The organism is Rhizobium sp. 01T444 (assembly GCF_056398305.1).
Window position 1 is genome coordinate 19,483 of record NZ_JBFTPD010000016.1, and the last position, 18,246, is coordinate 37,728.

Sequence of the window (18,246 nt, forward strand, 5' to 3'; positions counted from 1 at the left end):
TCCGGGGCTTTCTATCTCAGGTCCGTCTTCGCCCACTCAGTCGACGTCGTCAACAACAGCATCGGCTGCGCCGCTGATGCGGTGAGCAAGTGCTGCTTCCATGAACTCGTTCAGGTCGCCGTCGAGCACGTCATCCGGAGCCGTGCTCGCAACGCCGGTGCGCAGGTCCTTGACGAGCTGGTAGGGCTGCAGAACGTAGGAGCGGATCTGGTGGCCCCAGCCGATATCCGTCTTGGAAGCGGCTTCGGCGTTGGCGGCGTCCTCGCGTTTCTTCAGCTCCGCTTCGTACATGCGGGCGCGCAGCATGTCCCAGGCCTTGGCGCGATTCTTGTGCTGCGAACGCTCCTGCTGGCACTGCACGACGATGCCTGTCGGGATATGCGTGATGCGCACGGCCGAGTCTGTCGTGTTGACGTGCTGGCCGCCGGCGCCCGACGAACGGTAGGTGTCGATACGGCAATCGCTTTCGTTGATCTCGATCTGTATCGAGTCATCAACGACGGGATAGACCCAAATCGACGAGAAGGACGTGTGGCGGCGCGCATTGCTGTCGTAGGGCGAGATACGCACCAGGCGGTGCACGCCCGATTCGGTCTTCAGCCAGCCATAGGCGTTGTGGCCCTTGACGAGAAGCGTTGCGGACTTGATGCCGGCTTCTTCACCGTCATGCACTTCCAAAAGCTCGACCTTGAAGCGCTGACGCTCGGCCCAGCGAGTGTACATGCGCAGAAGCATGTTCGCCCAGTCCTGGCTTTCCGTGCCGCCGGCGCCGGAATGGACTTCCAGATAGGTGTCGTTGCCATCGGCCTCGCCTGACAGCATAGCTTCGACCTGTCGGCGGGCTGCCTCGGCCTGCAGGCTTTTCAGCGCGGCCTCAGCTTCCTTGACGATGCTTTCGTCGCCTTCTTCTTCCCCGAGATCGATGAGCTCGACATTGTCAGACAGCTGCTGTTCCAGCGCCTTGACGCCATTGATGCCGTCATCGAGCTGCTGGCGCTCGCGCATCAGCTTCTGGGCTTCCTGCGCATCGTTCCAGAGGTTGGGGTCCTCTGCCTTGTTATTCAACCAGTCCAGTCGTCTTACCGCCTGGTCCCAGTCAAAGATGCCTCCTCAGCAGGGTGATAGCCTGCTTGGTTTCATCGACTATGTTCTGGATTTCCGCTCGCATTTTCCTGCTTCTTTGCTTCGGTATTCTGTGAGTGCTGGTGACATAGAGACGCCCGCCGCGGATGTAAAGAGCCGTGGCGGGCGCAAAGGAAATCGGTCTCGATCAGAACAGGCCGGGCGTGTTGGTCTGGACCGCCTGGTTTGCCTGCGGCGACGTGCGCAGGATTTCTTCCGGCGCCATCGTGCCGTCCATGCCGATGACAGAGAAGCTGTCAGCCGGGCCGGTGCCCGGCTTGAAGGCTTCGATGATGGTGCCCGGCTCGCCGTCGACAGCAGCCATGCCGGTCTTGCGGTTGATCGCGATCATGTTCATGCCGGCCGGGACCACGAACTTGGATTCCGGCATGTCCTTGACGGCCGCCTGCATGAATTCATTGAAGATCGGCGCCGAAAGAACGCCACCCGTGCCGCCGCGGCCAAGCGGAGCCGGCGTATCGAAGCCCAGGTAAAGGCCTGCAACCAGATCCGGCGTGAAGCCGACGAACCAGGCGTCCTTTTCATCGTTGGTCGTACCGGTCTTGCCTGCAACGTCACGGCCGGAGAGATCGACCTTGCCAGCGGCGGTACCGCGCTGGATGACGCCCTGCATCATCGAGGTGATCTGGTAGGAGGTCATCGGATCGAGAACCTGCTCGCGGTTGTCGACGATATTGGGTTCTTCCTGGTTCTGCCAGTCGCCGGCATTGCAGCCTTCGCAGAGACGCTCTTCATGCTTGAAGATCGTCTTGCCGTAACGATCCTGGATGCGGTCGACCAGCGTCGGCTTGATCTGCTTGCCGCCATTGGCGATGACCGAGTAAGCCGAAACCATACGCAGCACCGTCGTTTCGCCCGAGCCGAGCGACATGGCGAGCAGCGGCGGCATCTTGTCGTAGATGCCGAAGCGTTCGGCATATTCGGCAACGATATTCATGCCGAGGTCATTGGCGAGGCGCACCGTCATCAGGTTGCGCGAATTCTCGATGCCGGAGCGCAGCGTCGAGGGGCCACTGACTTCGCCGCCGTAGTTTTCCGGCTTCCAGACCTGACCACCCGAAACGATCTCGATCGGCGCGTCCATGATGACCGAGGCCGGCGTATAGCCGTTGTCCATGGCGGCGGCGTAAACGAAAGGCTTGAAGGAGGAACCTGGCTGGCGCATCGCCTGCGTGGCGCGGTTGAATTCCGACTGGGCATAGGAGAAGCCGCCGACCATGGCGAGAACGCGACCGGTCTTCGGGTCCATGGCAACGAGACCACCCTGTACCTTCGGCGGCTGGCGCAGGCGATAGGAGGTCGAATTGTCGCCGCCGAGGCGCTCAACGTAAACGACATCTCCTGCCGAGACGGCGCCGACCGGCGACTTCGTCGTCTTGCGGTCGCCGGCGGCGGAGCGGAATGCCCACTGCATATCCTTGGCTGCAATCGAACCACGTTCGCGTTCGCCTGCGACTTTGCCGCCTCCATCCTTGGGCGGCTGGAGGCCGATATCGACGGCCTCATTGGACACGGCAAGGACGACCGCAAGGCGCCATTCCGGCACGTCGGAGAGAGCGGGAACTTCGGCGAGCGCCGGTCCCCAGTCGCCAGACGTGCTGATCTGCTTGACCGGTCCGTGGAAACCACGACGCTCGTCGTAATTGGTCAGGCCATCCTGCAGCGCCTTACGCGCAAAGAGCTGCATCTGCGGATCGAGCGAGGTGCGCACCGAAAGGCCGCCTTCATAAAGCGCCTTCTCGCCATACTGATCGATGAGCTGGCGTCGGACAGCCTCGGCGAAATAATCGGAAGCAAAAAGGGACGGTCCGCTGGTGCGGGCGGTGACGCCGAGTGGTTGCTTTTTGGCATCCTCGCCGTCGCTCTGGCTCACATAACCGTTCTCGACCATGCGGTCGATGACCCAGTTGCGGCGTTCAAGCGCGGCATCCGGATGGCGGAAGGGATGGTAGTTGGCCGGCCCCTTCGGCAATGAAGCGAGATAGGCAGATTCGGCGATCGTCAGCTCGGTGACCGACTTGTTGAAATACGTGAGCGAGGCACTGCCAATACCGTAAGAGTTCAGGCCGAAAAAGATCTCGTTGAGATAAAGCTCGAGGATCTTGTCCTTGCTGTAGGCCTGCTCGATGCGGAAGGACAGGATCGCTTCCTTGATCTTGCGGTCAATCGTCTGGTCGGAGGTCAGAAGAAAATTCTTCGCCACCTGCTGGGTGATCGTCGATGCACCGACCGGGCGGCGGCCGGAGCCGAAATTCTGAAGGTTGACGAGGATGGCGCGGCCAAGGCCGGTCAGATCGACGCCGGGATGGTTGTAGAAGTTCTTGTCTTCGGCCGAAAGGAAAGCAGCCTTCACGCGGTCCGGGATAGCCTGGATCGGCAGGAAGAGGCGCTTTTCCTTGGCGTATTCGGCCATGAGCGCACCGTTACCGGCGTGAACGCGGGTGGTAACCGGCGGCGCATAGCTGTTCAGCACCGCATAGTCAGGAAGATCCTTCGCGACATTAGCAAGATAGACGGCAATAACAGCCGCAGCGCCCAGGAACAGGACGCATGCTATCCCGAAGAAATATCCAAGAAGTCTAACCATATTTTCAGCTACCGGTATTTCTAATCATTAGATCGGCGCAGCCGCCACAATCGCACAGATCATGTCTCTTTGCACGTTGCGCGGCTTACTCCATGCGCGTTGGCGCCACAAGCCGATTTCCGTCTTACATGTTCGAAACATATAGACCGGAGTAACGGCGCGAATGTGAGCAAAATAGGGCCCGTCCCGCCACTTTCGCCTTCCCGGTCGGCAAGAGGTCCCGGTTTAGGCGCGAGTGTCACTTCCGGGCAACGCCCAGACTAGCCACCGTTTGCCATCAGGCTCGTGCGGTAACGTTTCACCGCATCGGTCAGGAGATCGGCCATCTTCAACCGCCAGGCATCGTCAAGCAGACGCTTTTCGTCCTCGACATTGGAGAGGAAGCCGAGCTCGAGCAGGATAGACGGGACGTCCGGCGCCTGCAGCACACGGAAGCCCGCGTGACGGTGCGGATTGTTGATCGTGCCGACCTGGTCCTTGAACGAGGCAAGTACGCTTTCGGCGAGCGAGATCGAGAAGGCCTGCGTTTCGCGCCGCGTCAGGTCGAGAAGGATATCGGCGACCTCAGGCGGCTCGGCGACCGTTTCCTTGCCGGCGATCTGGTCCGACAGGTTTTCGCGTTCGGCGAGATCGGCGGCGAGCTTGTCCGAGGCCTTGTCGGAAATCGTGTAGACCGTCGCGCCGCGAATATCTTTCTGCTTCAGCGTATCGGCATGCAGGGAAATGAAGAGGCCCGCATGGTTCTGCCGGGCGATCAGCACACGCTGCGAGAGTGACAGGAATTCGTCATCGTCGCGCGTCAGGAAGGCCTTGATGCCCGGCTCCTTGTTCAGGCGATCGGCCAGCGCCTTGGCGAAGGCGAGCGTCACCAGCTTTTCCTCGGTCTTCGTATCGACGCCGATGGCGCCCGTGTCGATACCGCCGTGGCCGGCATCGACAGCAATGACGAAATCGCCAGGTGCGGTCTTTTCCGGCTGGGGAATGGCACTCGTGGTCTCAGCCGCATCGGCTTGGTCGTTCCAGGACTGGGTCTTCACCAGTTCGGCGAATTTCTGCTTGTCGATCATCTCGGCATCGAGCACCAGCCGGTGGCCATTACCGCTCTCATCCGTCTGCACCTTGGCAAGGGCGAGCTGGACCGGGCGCGCCGCCGTCAACACGATGCGGGCGCTTCCTTCGTCCATGGCGCCATAACGGATGTCCTTGAAGAGGCCCCGCGCCTCAAGATCTTTGGCCGGAAAGCCGAAAGCGGTTGCCGGCAGGTCGACGACGATGCGCTCGGGATTGGCGATGTAATGGACGGAAAAACGAGGCTCACGGTCGAAATCGATGACGATACGGGTTCTGGCGTCGTCGCCGACGATACGCGCTCCGTAAGCCAGCAAGGGATTCTTTGCACCGGCTGCGCTGCCCGGAACCGCGCAAAGCGCTGCGAAGGCGAAAAGCCACGCCGCAAAACCCAGTTTTCGCCCTGCGGACAACTCCACCGCGATCCGAAACCTCTTAAACAATAGCCCGCCACACCCTATTTATTTCTGCGATGGACCCTACATGGCCTCCGCGGTCGCCCGCTAGAGGCGAGCGCACACGCACTGACCCTCGAATCGAGATCGCTCATCCCCGAGAAGTTTATGCGATACGAAATCCATCAATATTATGGCACATTTGGCTTTTCCCTTGCTATTGTGACAGAGAAAACATACAACGAATTTTAGGGTAGAAGTGTTGACGGGATAGAGTCGCCGCGAGGCAGCCAGCCGACCCCCGGATCTGGCGCTACAACCGGTAATCGTCCGCCGTCTAGTGCATTTCCACCCGAGAACTGGATCCTGATTTTCCGGCTTCATGCTGGGATTTCATTGGTGGATCAGCCACCACGCTCTCAGGGAGCAAACTCATCGGACCCGAAACGGGTCTTCGTCATTGTCGATCACGCTTGGTTGTTGATGGTTTCGCAGCAGGTTTTATCTGAAGTGTACAGGCCCCGGAACGAAATGGTTCCGGCTGCGGTCTGGCTGCTGCATTCTCCTTCGCACCAATCGCGACTTTCATTATCCGGCGCGGCCACGGCGGACCGCATTCTTTCTGTGTCAACAGCAGTCGGGAATGCGCTCTCGCGGCCTCGCCGAGGAGCTCAGCTTACATGGCAGACAAAATGCTTATCGATGCGTCTCACGAGGAAGAGACGCGCGTCGTTGTCGTTCGCGGGAACCGCATAGAAGAATTTGACTTCGAGTCGCAGCACAAGAAGCAGATCCGCGGCAACATCTATCTTGCAAAAGTAACGAGGGTCGAGCCCTCGCTGCAGGCCGCTTTCGTCGATTACGGCGGCAACAGGCACGGCTTCCTGGCCTTTGCCGAAATCCATCCCGACTATTACCAGATCCCGCTTGCCGACCGTCAGGCCCTGCTTCGCGCCGAAGCCGAGGAGCATCGCCGCGACGAGGATGTCGAGCATGTCGAGACGGCGCCTCTCGTCGATCTTTCGACACAGGACCAGCCGGATATCGGCATCGTTCCGGTCGAGACTGATGTCGCCCCCGCTGTAGAAGCGGCACCGGCGGAAGAGGTAGTCATCGCTGCAGAGGCTGCCCCAGTTGCCGAGGAAACGCCGGCAAAGAAGCCGCGCGCACGCCGTAGCCGCAAGAAGGTAGTCGAGCCTGTCGCGGAAGAGACCGAAGCATCCGTCGCGGACAACGACGATGAAGGCTCGACCGGCGGCGAAATGGCCGCGATGGTCGAAACCGACTCCATTTCCGAGGACGTTTCCAAGCGCCGTCAGGATGATGACGACGATGACGACGACCACGGCGAAGAGGAAATCATCGAATCCGTTGGCGCCGAAGACGCGATGGAAGAGGTTCCGGACCGCGTGCAGCGCAAGCCGCGCAAGCAGTACCGCATCCAGGAAGTCATCAAGCGCCGCCAGATCCTGCTGGTGCAGGTCGCCAAGGAAGAGCGTGGCAACAAGGGTGCTGCTCTCACCACCTATCTTTCGCTCGCAGGTCGCTACTCGGTTCTGATGCCGAACACGGCGCGCGGTGGCGGTATTTCCCGCAAGATCACCAACCCCCAGGACCGCAAGCGGCTGAAGGAAATCGCCCGCATGCTCGAAGTGCCGCAGGGTATGGGCGTGATCCTGCGTACGGCCGGTGCGAACCGCACCAAGGTCGAGGTCAAGCGCGACTTTGAATATCTGATGCGCCTGTGGGAGAACGTCCGCACGCTGACGCTCGCTTCTACCGCTCCGTGCCTCGTCTACGAGGAAGGCTCGCTCATCAAGCGCTCTATCCGAGATCTCTACAACAAGGATATCAGCGAGATCATCGTTGCCGGCGAAGAAGGCTATCGTGAAGCAAAAGACTTCATGAAGATGCTGATGCCGAGCCACGCCAAGGTGGTTCAGCCCTACCGCGATATCCACCCGATCTTCTCGCGCTCCGGCATCGAAGCGCAGCTCGATCGCATGCTGCAGCCGCAGGTAACGCTGAAGTCCGGCGGCTATCTGATCATGAACCAGACGGAAGCGCTGGTTTCGATCGACGTCAACTCCGGCCGTTCGACCCGCGAACACTCGATCGAGGACACGGCCCTTCAGACGAACCTCGAAGCGGCGGAAGAAATCGCCCGTCAGCTTCGCCTGCGCGACCTTGCCGGCCTGATCGTCATCGACTTCATCGACATGGAAGAAAAGCGCAACAACCGCGCTGTCGAGAAGAAGCTGAAGGAATGCCTGAAGAACGACCGCGCCCGCATCCAGGTCGGCCGCATCTCGCATTTCGGCCTTCTGGAAATGTCGCGCCAGCGCATCCGCGCTTCCGTTCTCGAATCGACGACGCAGGTCTGCTCGCATTGCGGCGGCACCGGCCATGTCCGTTCACAGTCCTCCGTCGCCCTGCATGTGCTGCGCGGCGTCGAGGAATATCTGCTCAAGAACACCACGCACAACATCACCGTGCGCACGACGCCAGATATCGCGCTCTACCTGCTCAACCATAAGCGTCAGACGATCGTCGATTATGAAAGCCGCTTCGGTGTGGCGATCATCATCGATGCGGATGGCTCGGTTGGTGCGCAGCACTTCGCGATCGATCGTGGCGAGCCGGTTGAAAACCCGGTCAAGATCGAAAGTCTCTTCAATTTCGCAGCCATCCCCGATGACGATGACGACGATATCGTCATCGAGCATGACGAGGAGGAAGACGAAGAACTGGAAGAAAAGCCTGTTGCTGCCGAACGCCCGGCTGCTCGCGCAGAGGCTGAAGGCGAAGGTGGACGCAAGCGCAAGCGCCGTCGCCGCCGTCGCGGCCGCAATGGCAATGCCGAGCAGCAGGTTGGTGCCGATACTGTCTCTGACGTGGCTGACGATAGTGATGAGGGCGAGGACGACGGCAGCGAGGGCGATAGTGACGCCAGCGAAGCTCCAGCCGAAACCCACGCCGACGGCGAGGATTCGCAGCGCCGCAAGCGCCGCCGTCGCGGCAAGCGCGGTGGCCGCCGCAACCGCGGTGAAGAAGGTGCTGAAGTCAACGCCGCTTCCGAAGGTGACGAGGGCGACGATAGTGGAGCCGACGAGACGTCCGAGACCGCAGCGGAAGTGATCGAAGTCGTCGCAGCCGAAACGGTTGAAGCTCAGCCGGCAATGGCTGCTGTCGAAGCTGGCGAAAGTGTTGCCGAAGAGGTCAAGCCGGCACGCGGCCGTGGCCGCCGCAAGGCAGCTGCCGCACCCTCGCCGATCGAGGAGCCCGTAATCGAAGCGCCTATCGCTGAGACCGCGGCCCAGGCCGACTCGGAAGTGATGGAAGCGTCTGCGGATCTCGCAACACCGGCGCAGGAAGAGGCAAAGCCGGTTCGCGCCAACCGCGGATCGAACATCTCGTCTTCTGAGCCGACCGTCACCTCGACCCGCACCGAAAGCGCGGAAGCTGAGGGCGAAGGCAAGCCGAAGAAGGCTGGCTGGTGGCAGCGCCGCGGCTTCTTCTGAAAGCTGATTTTCGGCGATAAGTGATATGATCCGGCTGCGGCGACGCGGCCGGATTTTTTTGTGCCGTAGAGTGGCAGAGCCCAGTATCAGCCGGCCAGAAAAAAGTTCAGGATTAGAGTGTTCAGCGAACCAGATGGTGGTTTCCGAAGACGAAACAAGCTGCGGCACAAGACGCGTAGAGCCGCGCGAGGATCAAAAGCGCAGCCCGCCCTGATTTGCCCGCATTGACGCCGAGATGAATGTCGCTGATGGCCGCCTTGCGAGCCTGCGACACCCGCTCATCCGAAAGCGCAATGCAGTCGCCCTGCCCCTGAAGGCGTGGCAGGCGGTTCATGCCATGCTTGTCCGACACGAGAACGGTCTTCTTCGGGACTCAGCACCAGATAGAGGTGGAATAAATGTGACCGATCAGCCTGATATCGCGGTACAGATGGCTCGCATCCTGCCCACTGTCACCAGTCGCAAGCGAGATGGCGTAGACCTCACCGAGATCGTCTTGCCGCGCGTTGCGAAATGGCAGCATTTACGCTGCCGGCGGATAGAGCAGATCGACGATGTAGCTCGCATCGAAGCGGGAATCGAGCATGCCGTAGGTCGAGCGCCAGCCGCCTGCAAGACGGGTCTCGATGAAGGCATCGGCAATGCGCCCTGCCCCGAGCCGGTAAAGCTCGGCGGCGCCGGCAACGAGCGCCAGCTGCTCGACGAGCAAGCGGGCAGCGCCCTCGTCCTGTTCGCAGAGCGCGATCGCGGCGCGCAGCACGTCGATCGTCTTCTTGCCGGCCGGCCCAAGATCGCGCGCAAAGCCTGCAAATACCGTCTCGAACAGATCCTTGCCGCGGTTCAGCACACGCAGCACATCGAGCGCCATGACGTTGCCCGAACCTTCCCAGATCGCATTGACCGGCGCCTCGCGATAGTGGCGGGCGATCGGGCGTTCTTCGATGTAGCCGCTGCCGCCGATGCATTCCATCGCCTCATAGATCAGCGACGGGGCGATCTTGCAGCACCAGTATTTGGCGACCGGCGTCATGACGCGGGCATAGGCGGCATCTTCCGCATTGCCGCGCGCCTTGTCGAAGGCATCGGCCAGGCGGAAGGAAAGAGCCGTGGCGGCTGCCACATCGAGCGCCATGTCGGCGAGCACGCGCGTCATGATCGGCTGGTTGACCAGCATCTTGCCGAAAACGCTGCGGCCGCGGGTGTGGTGCACGGCCTCGGCGAGCGATGCGCGCATGATGCCCGAAGAGGCAAGCGCGCAATCGAGCCGCGTCAGCGTCACCATATCGAGGATGGTGCGGATGCCGGCATCGGGACCGCCGAGCAGGAAACCGAACGTATCGGTGAACTCCACTTCGGAAGAAGCATTGGAGCGGTTGCCGATCTTATCCTTCAAGCGCTGGAACTGCAGGCCATTGGCAGAACCATCCTCGAGCAGACGCGGCACCAGGAAGCAGCCCATGCCGTCCTTGGTCTGTGCCAGCATGATGAAGGCGTCGCTCATCGGCGCGGACATGAACCACTTGTGGCCGGACAGCCGGTAAATGCCTTCGCTGACCTTTTCGGCAGTGGTCTTGTTGGCGCGGACGTCGGTGCCGCCCTGTTTTTCCGTCATGCCCATGCCGATCGTCACGGCCGATTTCTGCATGGCCGGACGATTGGACGAGTCATATTTGCGCGACAGGATCTTCGGCGCCCAGTCCTTCTGCACGGCCGGTGAGGCCGAGAGAGCGGCAACGGACGCGCTTGTCATCGTCAACGGGCAAAGATGGCCGGATTCCAGCTGCGCCGTCAGATAGAAGCGGGCTGCGCGAATATGGTGGGCCTGATCCTTGGCCTCCGTATCGGCCTGCGGATCCCAGACGGAGGAATGCAGGCCGGACGCCATCGAACGGCGCATCAGCGCATGCCAGGCGGGGTGGAATTCGACGATATCAAGACGTTCGCCGCGCGGGCCATGGGTGCGCAGCTGCGGCGTGCCCTGGTTTGCCATGCGCGCCAGTTCCTGCGCTTCCGGCGAGGTGACGAAGCGGCCCATGTTTTCAAGGTCTTCACGGATGGTGCGTGGCAGTGTGGCAGTCAGATCGACGATCAGCGGATCGGATCGGTAGGCGTTGATTCCCGACCAGAGGCTCGGCTGGTTGAGTTCGGCGAGTTTGTCTTCAGTCCGGTTTGCGGAGGTCATAGTTCGCTTCTATTTCATGAGCCCGGCAAAAGGAAACCGGAAGTTCGTGATTCGCAGATTTCTGCTCTAGCGGGATTCGATGGAAAATGCATGGGGAACATGGGATTTGCGTACAGCACAAGCTTGCCCCTTCCCCCCGCACTCTTTATAGACCCCGCGAAGACAATAAGAGGCAGGGTCATGGTCTTTTTCCCCCACCGCCACCTCATTGGCATCAAGGGCCTCACCGAGCAGGATATTACCTATCTTCTCGACAAGGCTGACGAAGCCGTCAAGATCAGCCGACAGAGAGAAAAGAAGACGTCGACCCTTCGGGGCCTGACGCAGATCAACCTCTTCTTCGAGGCATCGACACGGACGCAAGCCTCCTTCGAACTTGCCGGCAAGCGCCTCGGCGCCGACGTGATGAACATGTCGGTCGGCAATTCCTCGGTGAAGAAGGGCGARACGCTGATCGACACGGCTATGACGCTGAACGCGATGCGGCCGGACGTCCTGATCATCCGCCACTCCAGCGCCGGTGCCGCGGCACTTCTCGCCCAGAAGGTCTCCTGCTCCGTCGTCAATGCAGGCGACGGCCAGCATGAGCACCCGACGCAGGCGCTGCTCGACGCGCTGACGATCCGTCGCGCCAAGGGCCGGCTGTCCCGCATCATCGTCGCAATCTGCGGCGACGTCTTACATTCGCGGGTGGCGCGCTCCAACATTCTTCTTCTGAACGCCATGGGCGCGCGGGTGCGGGTCGTCGCTCCCGCTACGCTGCTGCCGGCCGGCATTGCCGAGATGGGCGTCGAGGTCTTCCATTCGATGAAGGAAGGGCTGAAGGACGCAGATGTGGTGATGATGCTGCGGCTGCAGCGCGAGCGCATGTCCGGCGCCTTCGTGCCGTCGGTGCGCGAATATTACCATTTCTACGGCCTCGACGCGGAAACACTGAAGGCAGCGAAGGAGGATGCTCTCGTCATGCATCCGGGACCGATGAACCGCGGCGTGGAGATTGCCTCCGAGGTCGCCGATGGCCCGCAGAGCGTGATCGCCGAACAGGTGGAAATGGGGGTCGCCGTGCGCATGGCCGTCATGGAGACGCTGCTCGTTTCCCAGAACCAGGGTCCCCGCACTGATGGAGTGGGCGCATGAGCAATCTCGTCCTCAAGAACGTCCGCATCATCGACCCTTCCCGCAATCTCGATGAGATCGGCACGATCGTCGTCAAGGATGGTCTCATCGTCGCGGCCGGCAAGGATGCACAGAGCCAGGGAACGCCTGAGGGTGCCACCGTGCGCGACTGCACCGGCCTCGTCGCGGCGCCGGGCCTCGTGGATGCGCGCGTCCATATCGGCGAACCGGGCGGCGAGCACCGCGAGACAATCGCTTCGGCAAGCCGGGCTGCGGCAGCGGGCGGTGTGACCTCCATCATCATGATGCCGGATACGCATCCCGTCATCGACGACATCGCGCTCGTCGAGTTCGTCAAGAAGACGGCACGGGACACGGCCGTCATCAACGTCTACCCGGCAGCAGCCATTACCAAGGGGCTCGCTGGTGAGGAGATGACTGAAATCGGCCTCCTGATGCAGGCAGGCGCCGTCGCCTTTACCGACGCACATTCCAGCATCTCCGATACACAGGTGCTGCGCCGGGTGATGACCTATGCACGCGAATTCGGCGCCGTCCTTTCCTGCGCCACGCGCGACAAATATCTTGGCGCCAATGGCGTCATGCATGAAGGCCTGCTTGCAAGCTGGCTCGGCCTCTCCGGCATTCCGAAGGAAGCGGAACTGATCCCGCTCGAGCGTGACCTGCGCATCGCGCAGCTGACGCGCGGCAACTACCATGCGGCGATGATCTCCGTGCCTGAGTCGGTCGAGGCGATCGAGCTTGCCCGCGCGCGTGGCGTGAAGGTCACCTGCGGTGTCTCGATCAACAATCTGGCGCTGAACGAGAATGACATCGGCGAATATCGCACCTTCTTCAAACTCTATCCACCGCTGCGCTCCGAAGACGACCGGGTTGCAATGGTGGATGCGCTGGCAAAAGGCGCGATCGATATCATCGTCTCCTCGCATGACCCGCAGGATGTCGATACCAAGCGCCTGCCCTTCGGCGAGGCCGAAGATGGCGCGGTCGGACTGGAGACGATGCTCGCGGCAGCGCTACGGCTTTATCACAGCGAGCAGGTCAGCCTGTTGCGGCTGATCGATGCGATGTCGACGCGGCCGGCGCAGATCTTTGGCCTCGATGCCGGCACGCTGAAGCCCGGCGCCAAGGCCGATATCGCGCTGATCGATCTCGAAGAACCTTGGCTTGTCTCCAAGGACATGCTTCTCTCCCGCTCGAAGAACACACCGTTCGAGGATGCGCGCTTCAGCGGGCGAGCCGTTGCGACCTATGTCGAGGGCACGCTGGTTCACGCATTGCAGGACTGAGGGCTGCCCTGCCCTTCCGGGCATCCTCTCGGCAAAAGACTTGGGGAACAAAAATGATATCTGATCTTGTCACCTGGCAGATTACCCTGCCTCTGGCGCTTGCCGCCGTCGTCGTTGGCTACCTGCTCGGCTCCATCCCGTTCGGTCTCATCCTCACGCGCGCCGCCGGCCTTGGTGATGTGCGCAGCATCGGCTCCGGCAATATCGGCGCGACCAACGTTCTACGTACCGGCAACAAGAAGCTCGCGGCCGCTACGCTTCTGCTCGATGCGCTGAAAGCCGCCGCGGCCGCCTGGATCATGGCTTATTTCGCAGGTGAGGAAGCGGGCATCATCGCCGGTTTCTTTGCCTTCATTGGCCACCTGTTCCCCGTCTGGATCGGTTTCAAGGGCGGCAAGGGTGTTGCCACCTATATCGGCACGCTGCTCGGCGTTGCGCCATCAATGGTTCTGCTCTTTGCAGCCGTCTGGCTTGGGGTTGCCTTCGTCAGCCGCTATTCCTCGCTTTCAGCGCTTGTTGCGATGCTTGTCATTCCGGTTGCATTGTGGATATTGGGCGACGAAAAGGTTGCGGCAATCATGGCGATCATGAGCGTCATCTCCTACTGGAAACACAAGGCCAATATCTCCCGCCTGATCAGCGGGACGGAAAGCAAGATCGGGGCTAAGGGGTAATGGACGCGCTCAGCGCAAAGCCAAAAGGAATTGCGCTGACGGAGAGACAGAGGATCGCCTGGCTGAGGCTGATCCGCTCCGACAATGTCGGCCCTGCGACCTTTCGCGATCTCATCAATCATTTCGGTTCGGCGGAAGCCGCTCTTTCCATGCTGCCGGAACTATCGGCGCGTGGCGGCGCGACGCGTTCGATCCGCATCGCCACCGAAGCCGAAGCATACCGCGAACTCGAAGCGGCGCAGCGCTTCGGCGCCCGCTTCATCGGCATCGGCGAGCCTGATTATCCGCAGGCGGTCCGCCAGATCGACGGTGCGCCGCCACTGCTCGCGGTCAAGGGCGATCTTTCCGTGCTGGACAGGCCGGCGGTCGGCATCGTCGGTTCGCGCAATGCTTCCGTCAGCGGCGCGAAGTTCGCGGCGATGATCGCCCGAGACTGTGGCCGGGCCGGCTATGCGGTCGTCTCCGGCCTCGCCCGCGGTATCGACACGGCCGCCCATCGGGCGAGCCTCGTTACCGGCACCATTGCCGCAATGGCCGGAGGGCTGGACCAGCCCTACCCGCCTGAGAATGTCGGATTGCTGGAGGAGATATGGAATGGCAACGGGCTTGCCGTCAGCGAGATGCCTTTCGGCTGGGAGCCGCGTGCGCGTGATTTCCCCCGCCGTAATCGGCTGATTGCCGGCATCTCGCTCGGCGTTGCGGTCGTGGAGGCAGCAGTTCGCTCCGGTTCGCTGATCACGGCGCGGATGGCGGGCGAATTCGGGCGGCTGGTCTTTGCCGTGCCGGGTTCGCCGCTCGATCCGCGCTGCCACGGCACGAACGGCCTTCTGAAGGACGGGGCGATGATCGTCACTTCGCCCGAGGATGTCGTGGAAGCGCTGGCGCCGCTCTCTCAACCCGATCTCTTCTCGCTGCCGTCAGCCGAAGAACCGAAGCGCGAAGGCAGCAGGATGTCGCTTCCGCCCGACGAAACGGATCGCACGCTCGTCATCGATGCGCTCGGTCCGACGCCGACGGAGGTCGACGACATCATCCGTCATACCGGTCTTTCGGCTTCCGCCGTCTATCTCGTTCTTCTGGAACTGGATATGGCCGGGCGGCTCCATCGCCATGTCGGCGGGCTGGTTTCAATTTCCATGGCCGACTGAGCCGCTATCGATGCGTGACTGCAGGTCTCCGGCTTCGACACAGGCCATTTCGATGAGATAACAGAGCATCTCCGCATTTTCGCGTTCTGCCACCTGGCGCAACTCTGCGAGCATCTGCCGGAAGAAAGCAATGTTTTCAAGCGATGCCGAGCGATCGGCGTCTTTTTCTGCAGCCTTGGGCGCCATAATTGTCTTTATGAAATCGGAGAGCGCTGCTTTACCAGGAGCCCGAACCACACTTCAAAAACGATAGCGCAATCATCCTGAATTGCAATAGGTTCAGAATCTCGTAATGGTTGCGATACGCGGCAAAGAGGTAAAATTGAAGCAAACCTCTTGACCAGAGCGAATTCCCTGTCCATGTCGGGGGGCCGGTATTCATGTTGCAGTGCATGTTACGCCTGCCTCTCCGCCGGATCGGCATCTTTTTTAGAGAATCATCATGAATGTTGTAGTGGTGGAATCGCCTGCCAAGGCCAAGACGATCAATAAGTATCTGGGTCCAGGATACAAGGTGCTCGCCTCTTTCGGCCATGTGCGCGATCTGCCTGCCAAGGATGGATCAGTTCTTCCGGATCAGGATTTCGAGATGCTTTGGGAGGTGGACAGCGCGTCCGCCAAGCGCATGAAGGATATTGCCGACGCGGTGAAATCCTCCGATGCCCTGTTCCTGGCGACCGACCCGGATCGCGAAGGCGAAGCAATCTCCTGGCATGTTCTCGACCTTCTGAACAAGAAGCGTGTCATCAACGGCAAGCCGGTCAAGCGTGTGGTCTTCAACGCCATCACCAAGAAGGCTGTGCTCGATGCGATGGCCGATCCGCGCGACATCGACGTCCCGCTGGTCGATGCCTATCTGGCACGCCGCGCACTCGATTACCTCGTGGGCTTCAACCTCTCGCCGGTTCTCTGGCGCAAGCTGCCCGGTGCGCGTTCCGCCGGCCGCGTGCAGTCGGTTGCGCTGCGCCTCGTATGCGATCGAGAATCCGAGATTGAGCGCTTCATTTCCGAGGAATACTGGAACCTTTCGGCGCTCTTGAAGACGCCGCGCGGCGACGAGTTCGAGGCAAGACTGGTTGCCGCCAATGGCAAGCGGCTGCAGCCGCGCTCGATCGGAAATGGCGAAGAAGCCGGCAAGCTGAAGGCGCTGCTGGAAGGCGCCAGCTATGTCGTCGAAAGCGTCGAGGCAAAGCCGGTCAAGCGCAACCCGGCACCGCCCTTTACCACTTCCACGCTGCAGCAGGCGGCCTCCTCCAAGCTCGGCTTCTCGGCCTCGCGCACCATGCAGATCGCGCAGAAGCTTTACGAGGGCGTCGACATTGGCGGCGAGACCGTCGGTCTGATCACCTATATGCGTACGGACGGCGTGCAGATGGCGCCGGAAGCGATCGATGCGGCGCGAGGCGCCATCGGGGAACAATTCGGCGAGCGTTACCTGCCGGAAAAGGCACGTTTCTACTCGACCAAGGCGAAGAACGCCCAGGAAGCACACGAAGCGATCCGCCCGACCGACTTCAACCGCTCACCGGATCGCGTCCGCAAGTTCCTGGATGCCGACCAGATCCGTCTCTACGATCTGGTCTGGAAGCGCGGTATCGCCAGCCAGATGGCATCGGCCGAAATCGAGCGTACGACGGCTGAAATCATTGCCGACAACAACGGCCAGAAGGCTGGCCTGCGCGCCGTCGGTTCCGTCATCCGCTTCGACGGCTTCATCGCCGCCTATACCGACCAGAAGGAGGATGGCGAGCAGAGCGACGACGCAGATGACGAAGACGGCCGCCTGCCGGAGATCAATGCGCGCGAGAACCTCGCCAAGCAGAAGATCAACTCGACGCAGCACTTTACCGAGCCGCCACCGCGTTATTCCGAAGCCTCGCTCATCAAGAAAATGGAAGAGCTCGGCATCGGCCGTCCGTCGACCTATGCCGCGACGCTCGCTACCTTGCGCGATCGTGACTATGTGACGATCGACAAGCGCAAGCTGATCCCGCAGGCGAAGGGGCGTCTCGTTACCGCCTTCCTCGAAAGCTTCTTCACCAAGTATGTCGAATATGATTTCACGGCCGATCTCGAAGAGAAGCTCGACCGGATCTCCGCCGGCGAACTGAACTGGAAGCAGGTTCTTCGTGACTTCTGGAAGGATTTCTTCTCGCAGATCGAAGACACCAAGGAACTGCGCGTCACCAATGTCCTGGATTCGCTCAACGAAGCACTGGCGCCGCTGGTCTTCCCGAAGCGCGAAGACGGCAGCGATCCGCGCATCTGCCAGGTTTGCGGCACCGGCAACCTGTCGCTAAAGCTCGGCAAGTACGGCGCCTTCGTCGGCTGCTCCAATTATCCGGAGTGCAACTATACCCGCCAACTCTCCTCCGAAAACGGCGGCGAGGCCGAAGGCGCTGCTGTGAACGAGCCGAAGAACCTCGGCACCGACCCGACAACCGGCGAGGAACTGACGCTGCGTTCGGGCCGTTTCGGACCCTATATCCAGCGCGGCGACGGCAAGGATGCCAAGCGCTCCTCACTGCCGAAGGGCTGGAAGCCCGAGGATATCGACTACGAGAAGGCGATGGCGCTGATTTCGCTGCCGCGCGATATCGGCAAACATCCGGAATCCGGCAAGATGATCTCGTCCGGGCTCGGTCGCTACGGGCCGTTCCTGCTTCATGACGGCACCTATGCCAATCTGGAAAGCATCGAGGACGTCTTCTCGGTCGGTCTCAACCGCGCCGTGACGCTGATTGCCGAAAAGCAGGCCAAGGCGCCAGGCGGCAACCGCGGAACGCCGGCAGCCCTGAAGGAACTCGGCGCTCATCCTGACGGTGGCGCGATCACCGTTCGCGACGGCCGCTACGGCCCCTATGTCAACTGGGGCAAGGTCAACGCGACGCTGCCGAAGGGCAAGGATCCGCAGGCCATCACCGTCGAAGAGGCGCTGGCGCTGATTGCGGAAAAGGCAGGCAAGGCTCCCGCCGCCAAGACAAAGGCCAAGTCAGCAGCGAAGCCGAAGGCTGCGGCCGCTGAAGCCAAGACGACGAAGACCGCCGCAAAGCCGAAGGCAACCAAGGCAAAAGCGCCGGCGAAACCGAAGAAGAGCTGAGA

General features: G+C 61.2%; 13 protein-coding genes. 6 read left to right on the top strand and 7 right to left on the bottom strand.

Features of this window, described 5'->3' with window-relative positions:
• Window positions 1-36 precede the first annotated feature (36 nt).
• From prfB to AC1DTN_RS20990, 3 genes are all read right to left on the bottom strand, one after another.
• Window positions 37-1,168, bottom strand: a protein-coding gene (gene prfB, locus AC1DTN_RS20980; protein WP_439014692.1) for a peptide chain release factor 2 whose coding sequence is annotated in 2 segments (ribosomal slippage) — window positions 37-1,098 and window positions 1,100-1,168 — 1,131 coding nt in all. Because the reading frame shifts where the segments join, the coding sequence is not laid out codon by codon here.
• A 102-nt stretch (window positions 1,169-1,270) separates the two neighbouring features.
• Window positions 1,271-3,730 (bottom strand): penicillin-binding protein 1A, encoded by a 2,460-nt coding sequence (locus tag AC1DTN_RS20985; protein ID WP_113324891.1) that lies wholly within the window; start codon window positions 3,728-3,730, stop codon window positions 1,271-1,273.
• Between the two features lie 260 nt (window positions 3,731-3,990).
• Window positions 3,991-5,115 carry an N-acetylmuramoyl-L-alanine amidase gene (locus AC1DTN_RS20990; protein ID WP_439014691.1) on the bottom strand — a complete coding sequence of 375 codons (1,125 nt, stop codon included), beginning with the start codon at window positions 5,113-5,115 and terminating at the stop codon, window positions 3,991-3,993.
• A gap of 758 nt (window positions 5,116-5,873) precedes the next feature.
• Between AC1DTN_RS20990 and AC1DTN_RS20995 the strand changes: the two genes are divergently transcribed.
• Window positions 5,874-8,714, top strand: coding sequence for an Rne/Rng family ribonuclease (locus tag AC1DTN_RS20995; RefSeq protein ID WP_439014690.1), 2,841 nt, complete (start codon window positions 5,874-5,876; stop codon window positions 8,712-8,714).
• A gap of 121 nt (window positions 8,715-8,835) precedes the next feature.
• Here AC1DTN_RS20995 and AC1DTN_RS21000 read toward each other — a convergent pair whose 3' ends face one another.
• The 3 genes from AC1DTN_RS21000 to AC1DTN_RS21010 are packed head-to-tail and all read right to left on the bottom strand — an operon-like array spanning window position 8,836 to window position 10,896.
• Window positions 8,836-9,066 (bottom strand): hypothetical protein, encoded by a 231-nt coding sequence (locus AC1DTN_RS21000; protein ID WP_439014689.1) that lies wholly within the window; start codon window positions 9,064-9,066, stop codon window positions 8,836-8,838.
• Between the two features lie 21 nt (window positions 9,067-9,087).
• Window positions 9,088-9,237, bottom strand: coding sequence for a hypothetical protein (locus tag AC1DTN_RS21005; protein WP_439014688.1), 150 nt, complete (start codon window positions 9,235-9,237; stop codon window positions 9,088-9,090).
• Complete coding sequence (locus AC1DTN_RS21010; protein WP_439014687.1) at window positions 9,238-10,896, bottom strand: acyl-CoA dehydrogenase family protein; 1,659 nt, start codon at window positions 10,894-10,896, stop codon at window positions 9,238-9,240.
• A gap of 180 nt (window positions 10,897-11,076) precedes the next feature.
• Here AC1DTN_RS21010 and AC1DTN_RS21015 point away from each other — a divergent pair, with 180 nt between their 5' ends.
• The 4 genes from AC1DTN_RS21015 to dprA are packed head-to-tail and all read left to right on the top strand — an operon-like array spanning window position 11,077 to window position 15,144.
• Window positions 11,077-12,033, top strand: a complete 957-nt coding sequence (locus tag AC1DTN_RS21015; RefSeq protein WP_007823958.1) for an aspartate carbamoyltransferase catalytic subunit — start codon at window positions 11,077-11,079, stop codon at window positions 12,031-12,033.
• Window positions 12,030-13,322, top strand: coding sequence for a dihydroorotase (locus AC1DTN_RS21020; RefSeq protein ID WP_439014686.1), 1,293 nt, complete (start codon window positions 12,030-12,032; stop codon window positions 13,320-13,322). Before AC1DTN_RS21015 ends, AC1DTN_RS21020 begins: the two co-directional genes overlap by 4 nt.
• A gap of 53 nt (window positions 13,323-13,375) precedes the next feature.
• Window positions 13,376-13,996 carry a glycerol-3-phosphate 1-O-acyltransferase PlsY gene (gene plsY, locus AC1DTN_RS21025; protein WP_113323308.1) on the top strand — a complete coding sequence of 207 codons (621 nt, stop codon included), beginning with the start codon at window positions 13,376-13,378 and terminating at the stop codon, window positions 13,994-13,996.
• Window positions 13,996-15,144, top strand: a complete 1,149-nt coding sequence (gene dprA / locus AC1DTN_RS21030) for a DNA-processing protein DprA (protein WP_439014685.1) — start codon at window positions 13,996-13,998, stop codon at window positions 15,142-15,144. The genes plsY and dprA overlap by 1 nt, the downstream gene beginning before the upstream one ends.
• On the opposite strand, the gene AC1DTN_RS21035 is transcribed toward dprA, so the two are convergent.
• Window positions 15,124-15,330, bottom strand: a complete 207-nt coding sequence (locus tag AC1DTN_RS21035) for a hypothetical protein (protein ID WP_477922461.1) — start codon at window positions 15,328-15,330, stop codon at window positions 15,124-15,126. The two genes, dprA and AC1DTN_RS21035, sit on opposite strands and share 21 nt — an antisense overlap.
• Before the next feature lie 256 nt (window positions 15,331-15,586).
• Between AC1DTN_RS21035 and topA the strand changes: the two genes are divergently transcribed.
• The gene (gene topA / locus AC1DTN_RS21040) at window positions 15,587-18,244 is read left to right on the top strand and encodes a type I DNA topoisomerase (RefSeq protein ID WP_439014683.1); all 2,658 of its coding nucleotides are present in this window, start codon (window positions 15,587-15,589) and stop codon (window positions 18,242-18,244) included.
• Window positions 18,245-18,246: the final 2 nt, after the last annotated feature.

What these genes read in the sequence shown, in the direction of transcription:
- plsY (WP_113323308.1), top strand. Translation starts at nt 13,376, where the DNA reads ATGATATCTGATCTTGTCACCTGGCAGATTACCCTGCCTCTGGCGCTT.
- AC1DTN_RS20995 (WP_439014690.1), top strand. Translation starts at nt 5,874, where the DNA reads ATGGCAGACAAAATGCTTATCGATGCGTCTCACGAGGAAGAGACGCGC.
- AC1DTN_RS21010 (WP_439014687.1), bottom strand. Translation starts at nt 10,896, where the DNA reads ATGACCTCCGCAAACCGGACTGAAGACAAACTCGCCGAACTCAACCAG.
- AC1DTN_RS21035 (WP_477922461.1), bottom strand. Translation starts at nt 15,330, where the DNA reads ATGGCGCCCAAGGCTGCAGAAAAAGACGCCGATCGCTCGGCATCGCTT.
- dprA (WP_439014685.1), top strand. Translation starts at nt 13,996, where the DNA reads ATGGACGCGCTCAGCGCAAAGCCAAAAGGAATTGCGCTGACGGAGAGA.
- AC1DTN_RS20985 (WP_113324891.1), bottom strand. Translation starts at nt 3,730, where the DNA reads ATGGTTAGACTTCTTGGATATTTCTTCGGGATAGCATGCGTCCTGTTC.
- topA (WP_439014683.1), top strand. Translation starts at nt 15,587, where the DNA reads ATGAATGTTGTAGTGGTGGAATCGCCTGCCAAGGCCAAGACGATCAAT.
- AC1DTN_RS21020 (WP_439014686.1), top strand. Translation starts at nt 12,030, where the DNA reads ATGAGCAATCTCGTCCTCAAGAACGTCCGCATCATCGACCCTTCCCGC.
- AC1DTN_RS21005 (WP_439014688.1), bottom strand. Translation starts at nt 9,237, where the DNA reads ATGCTGCCATTTCGCAACGCGCGGCAAGACGATCTCGGTGAGGTCTAC.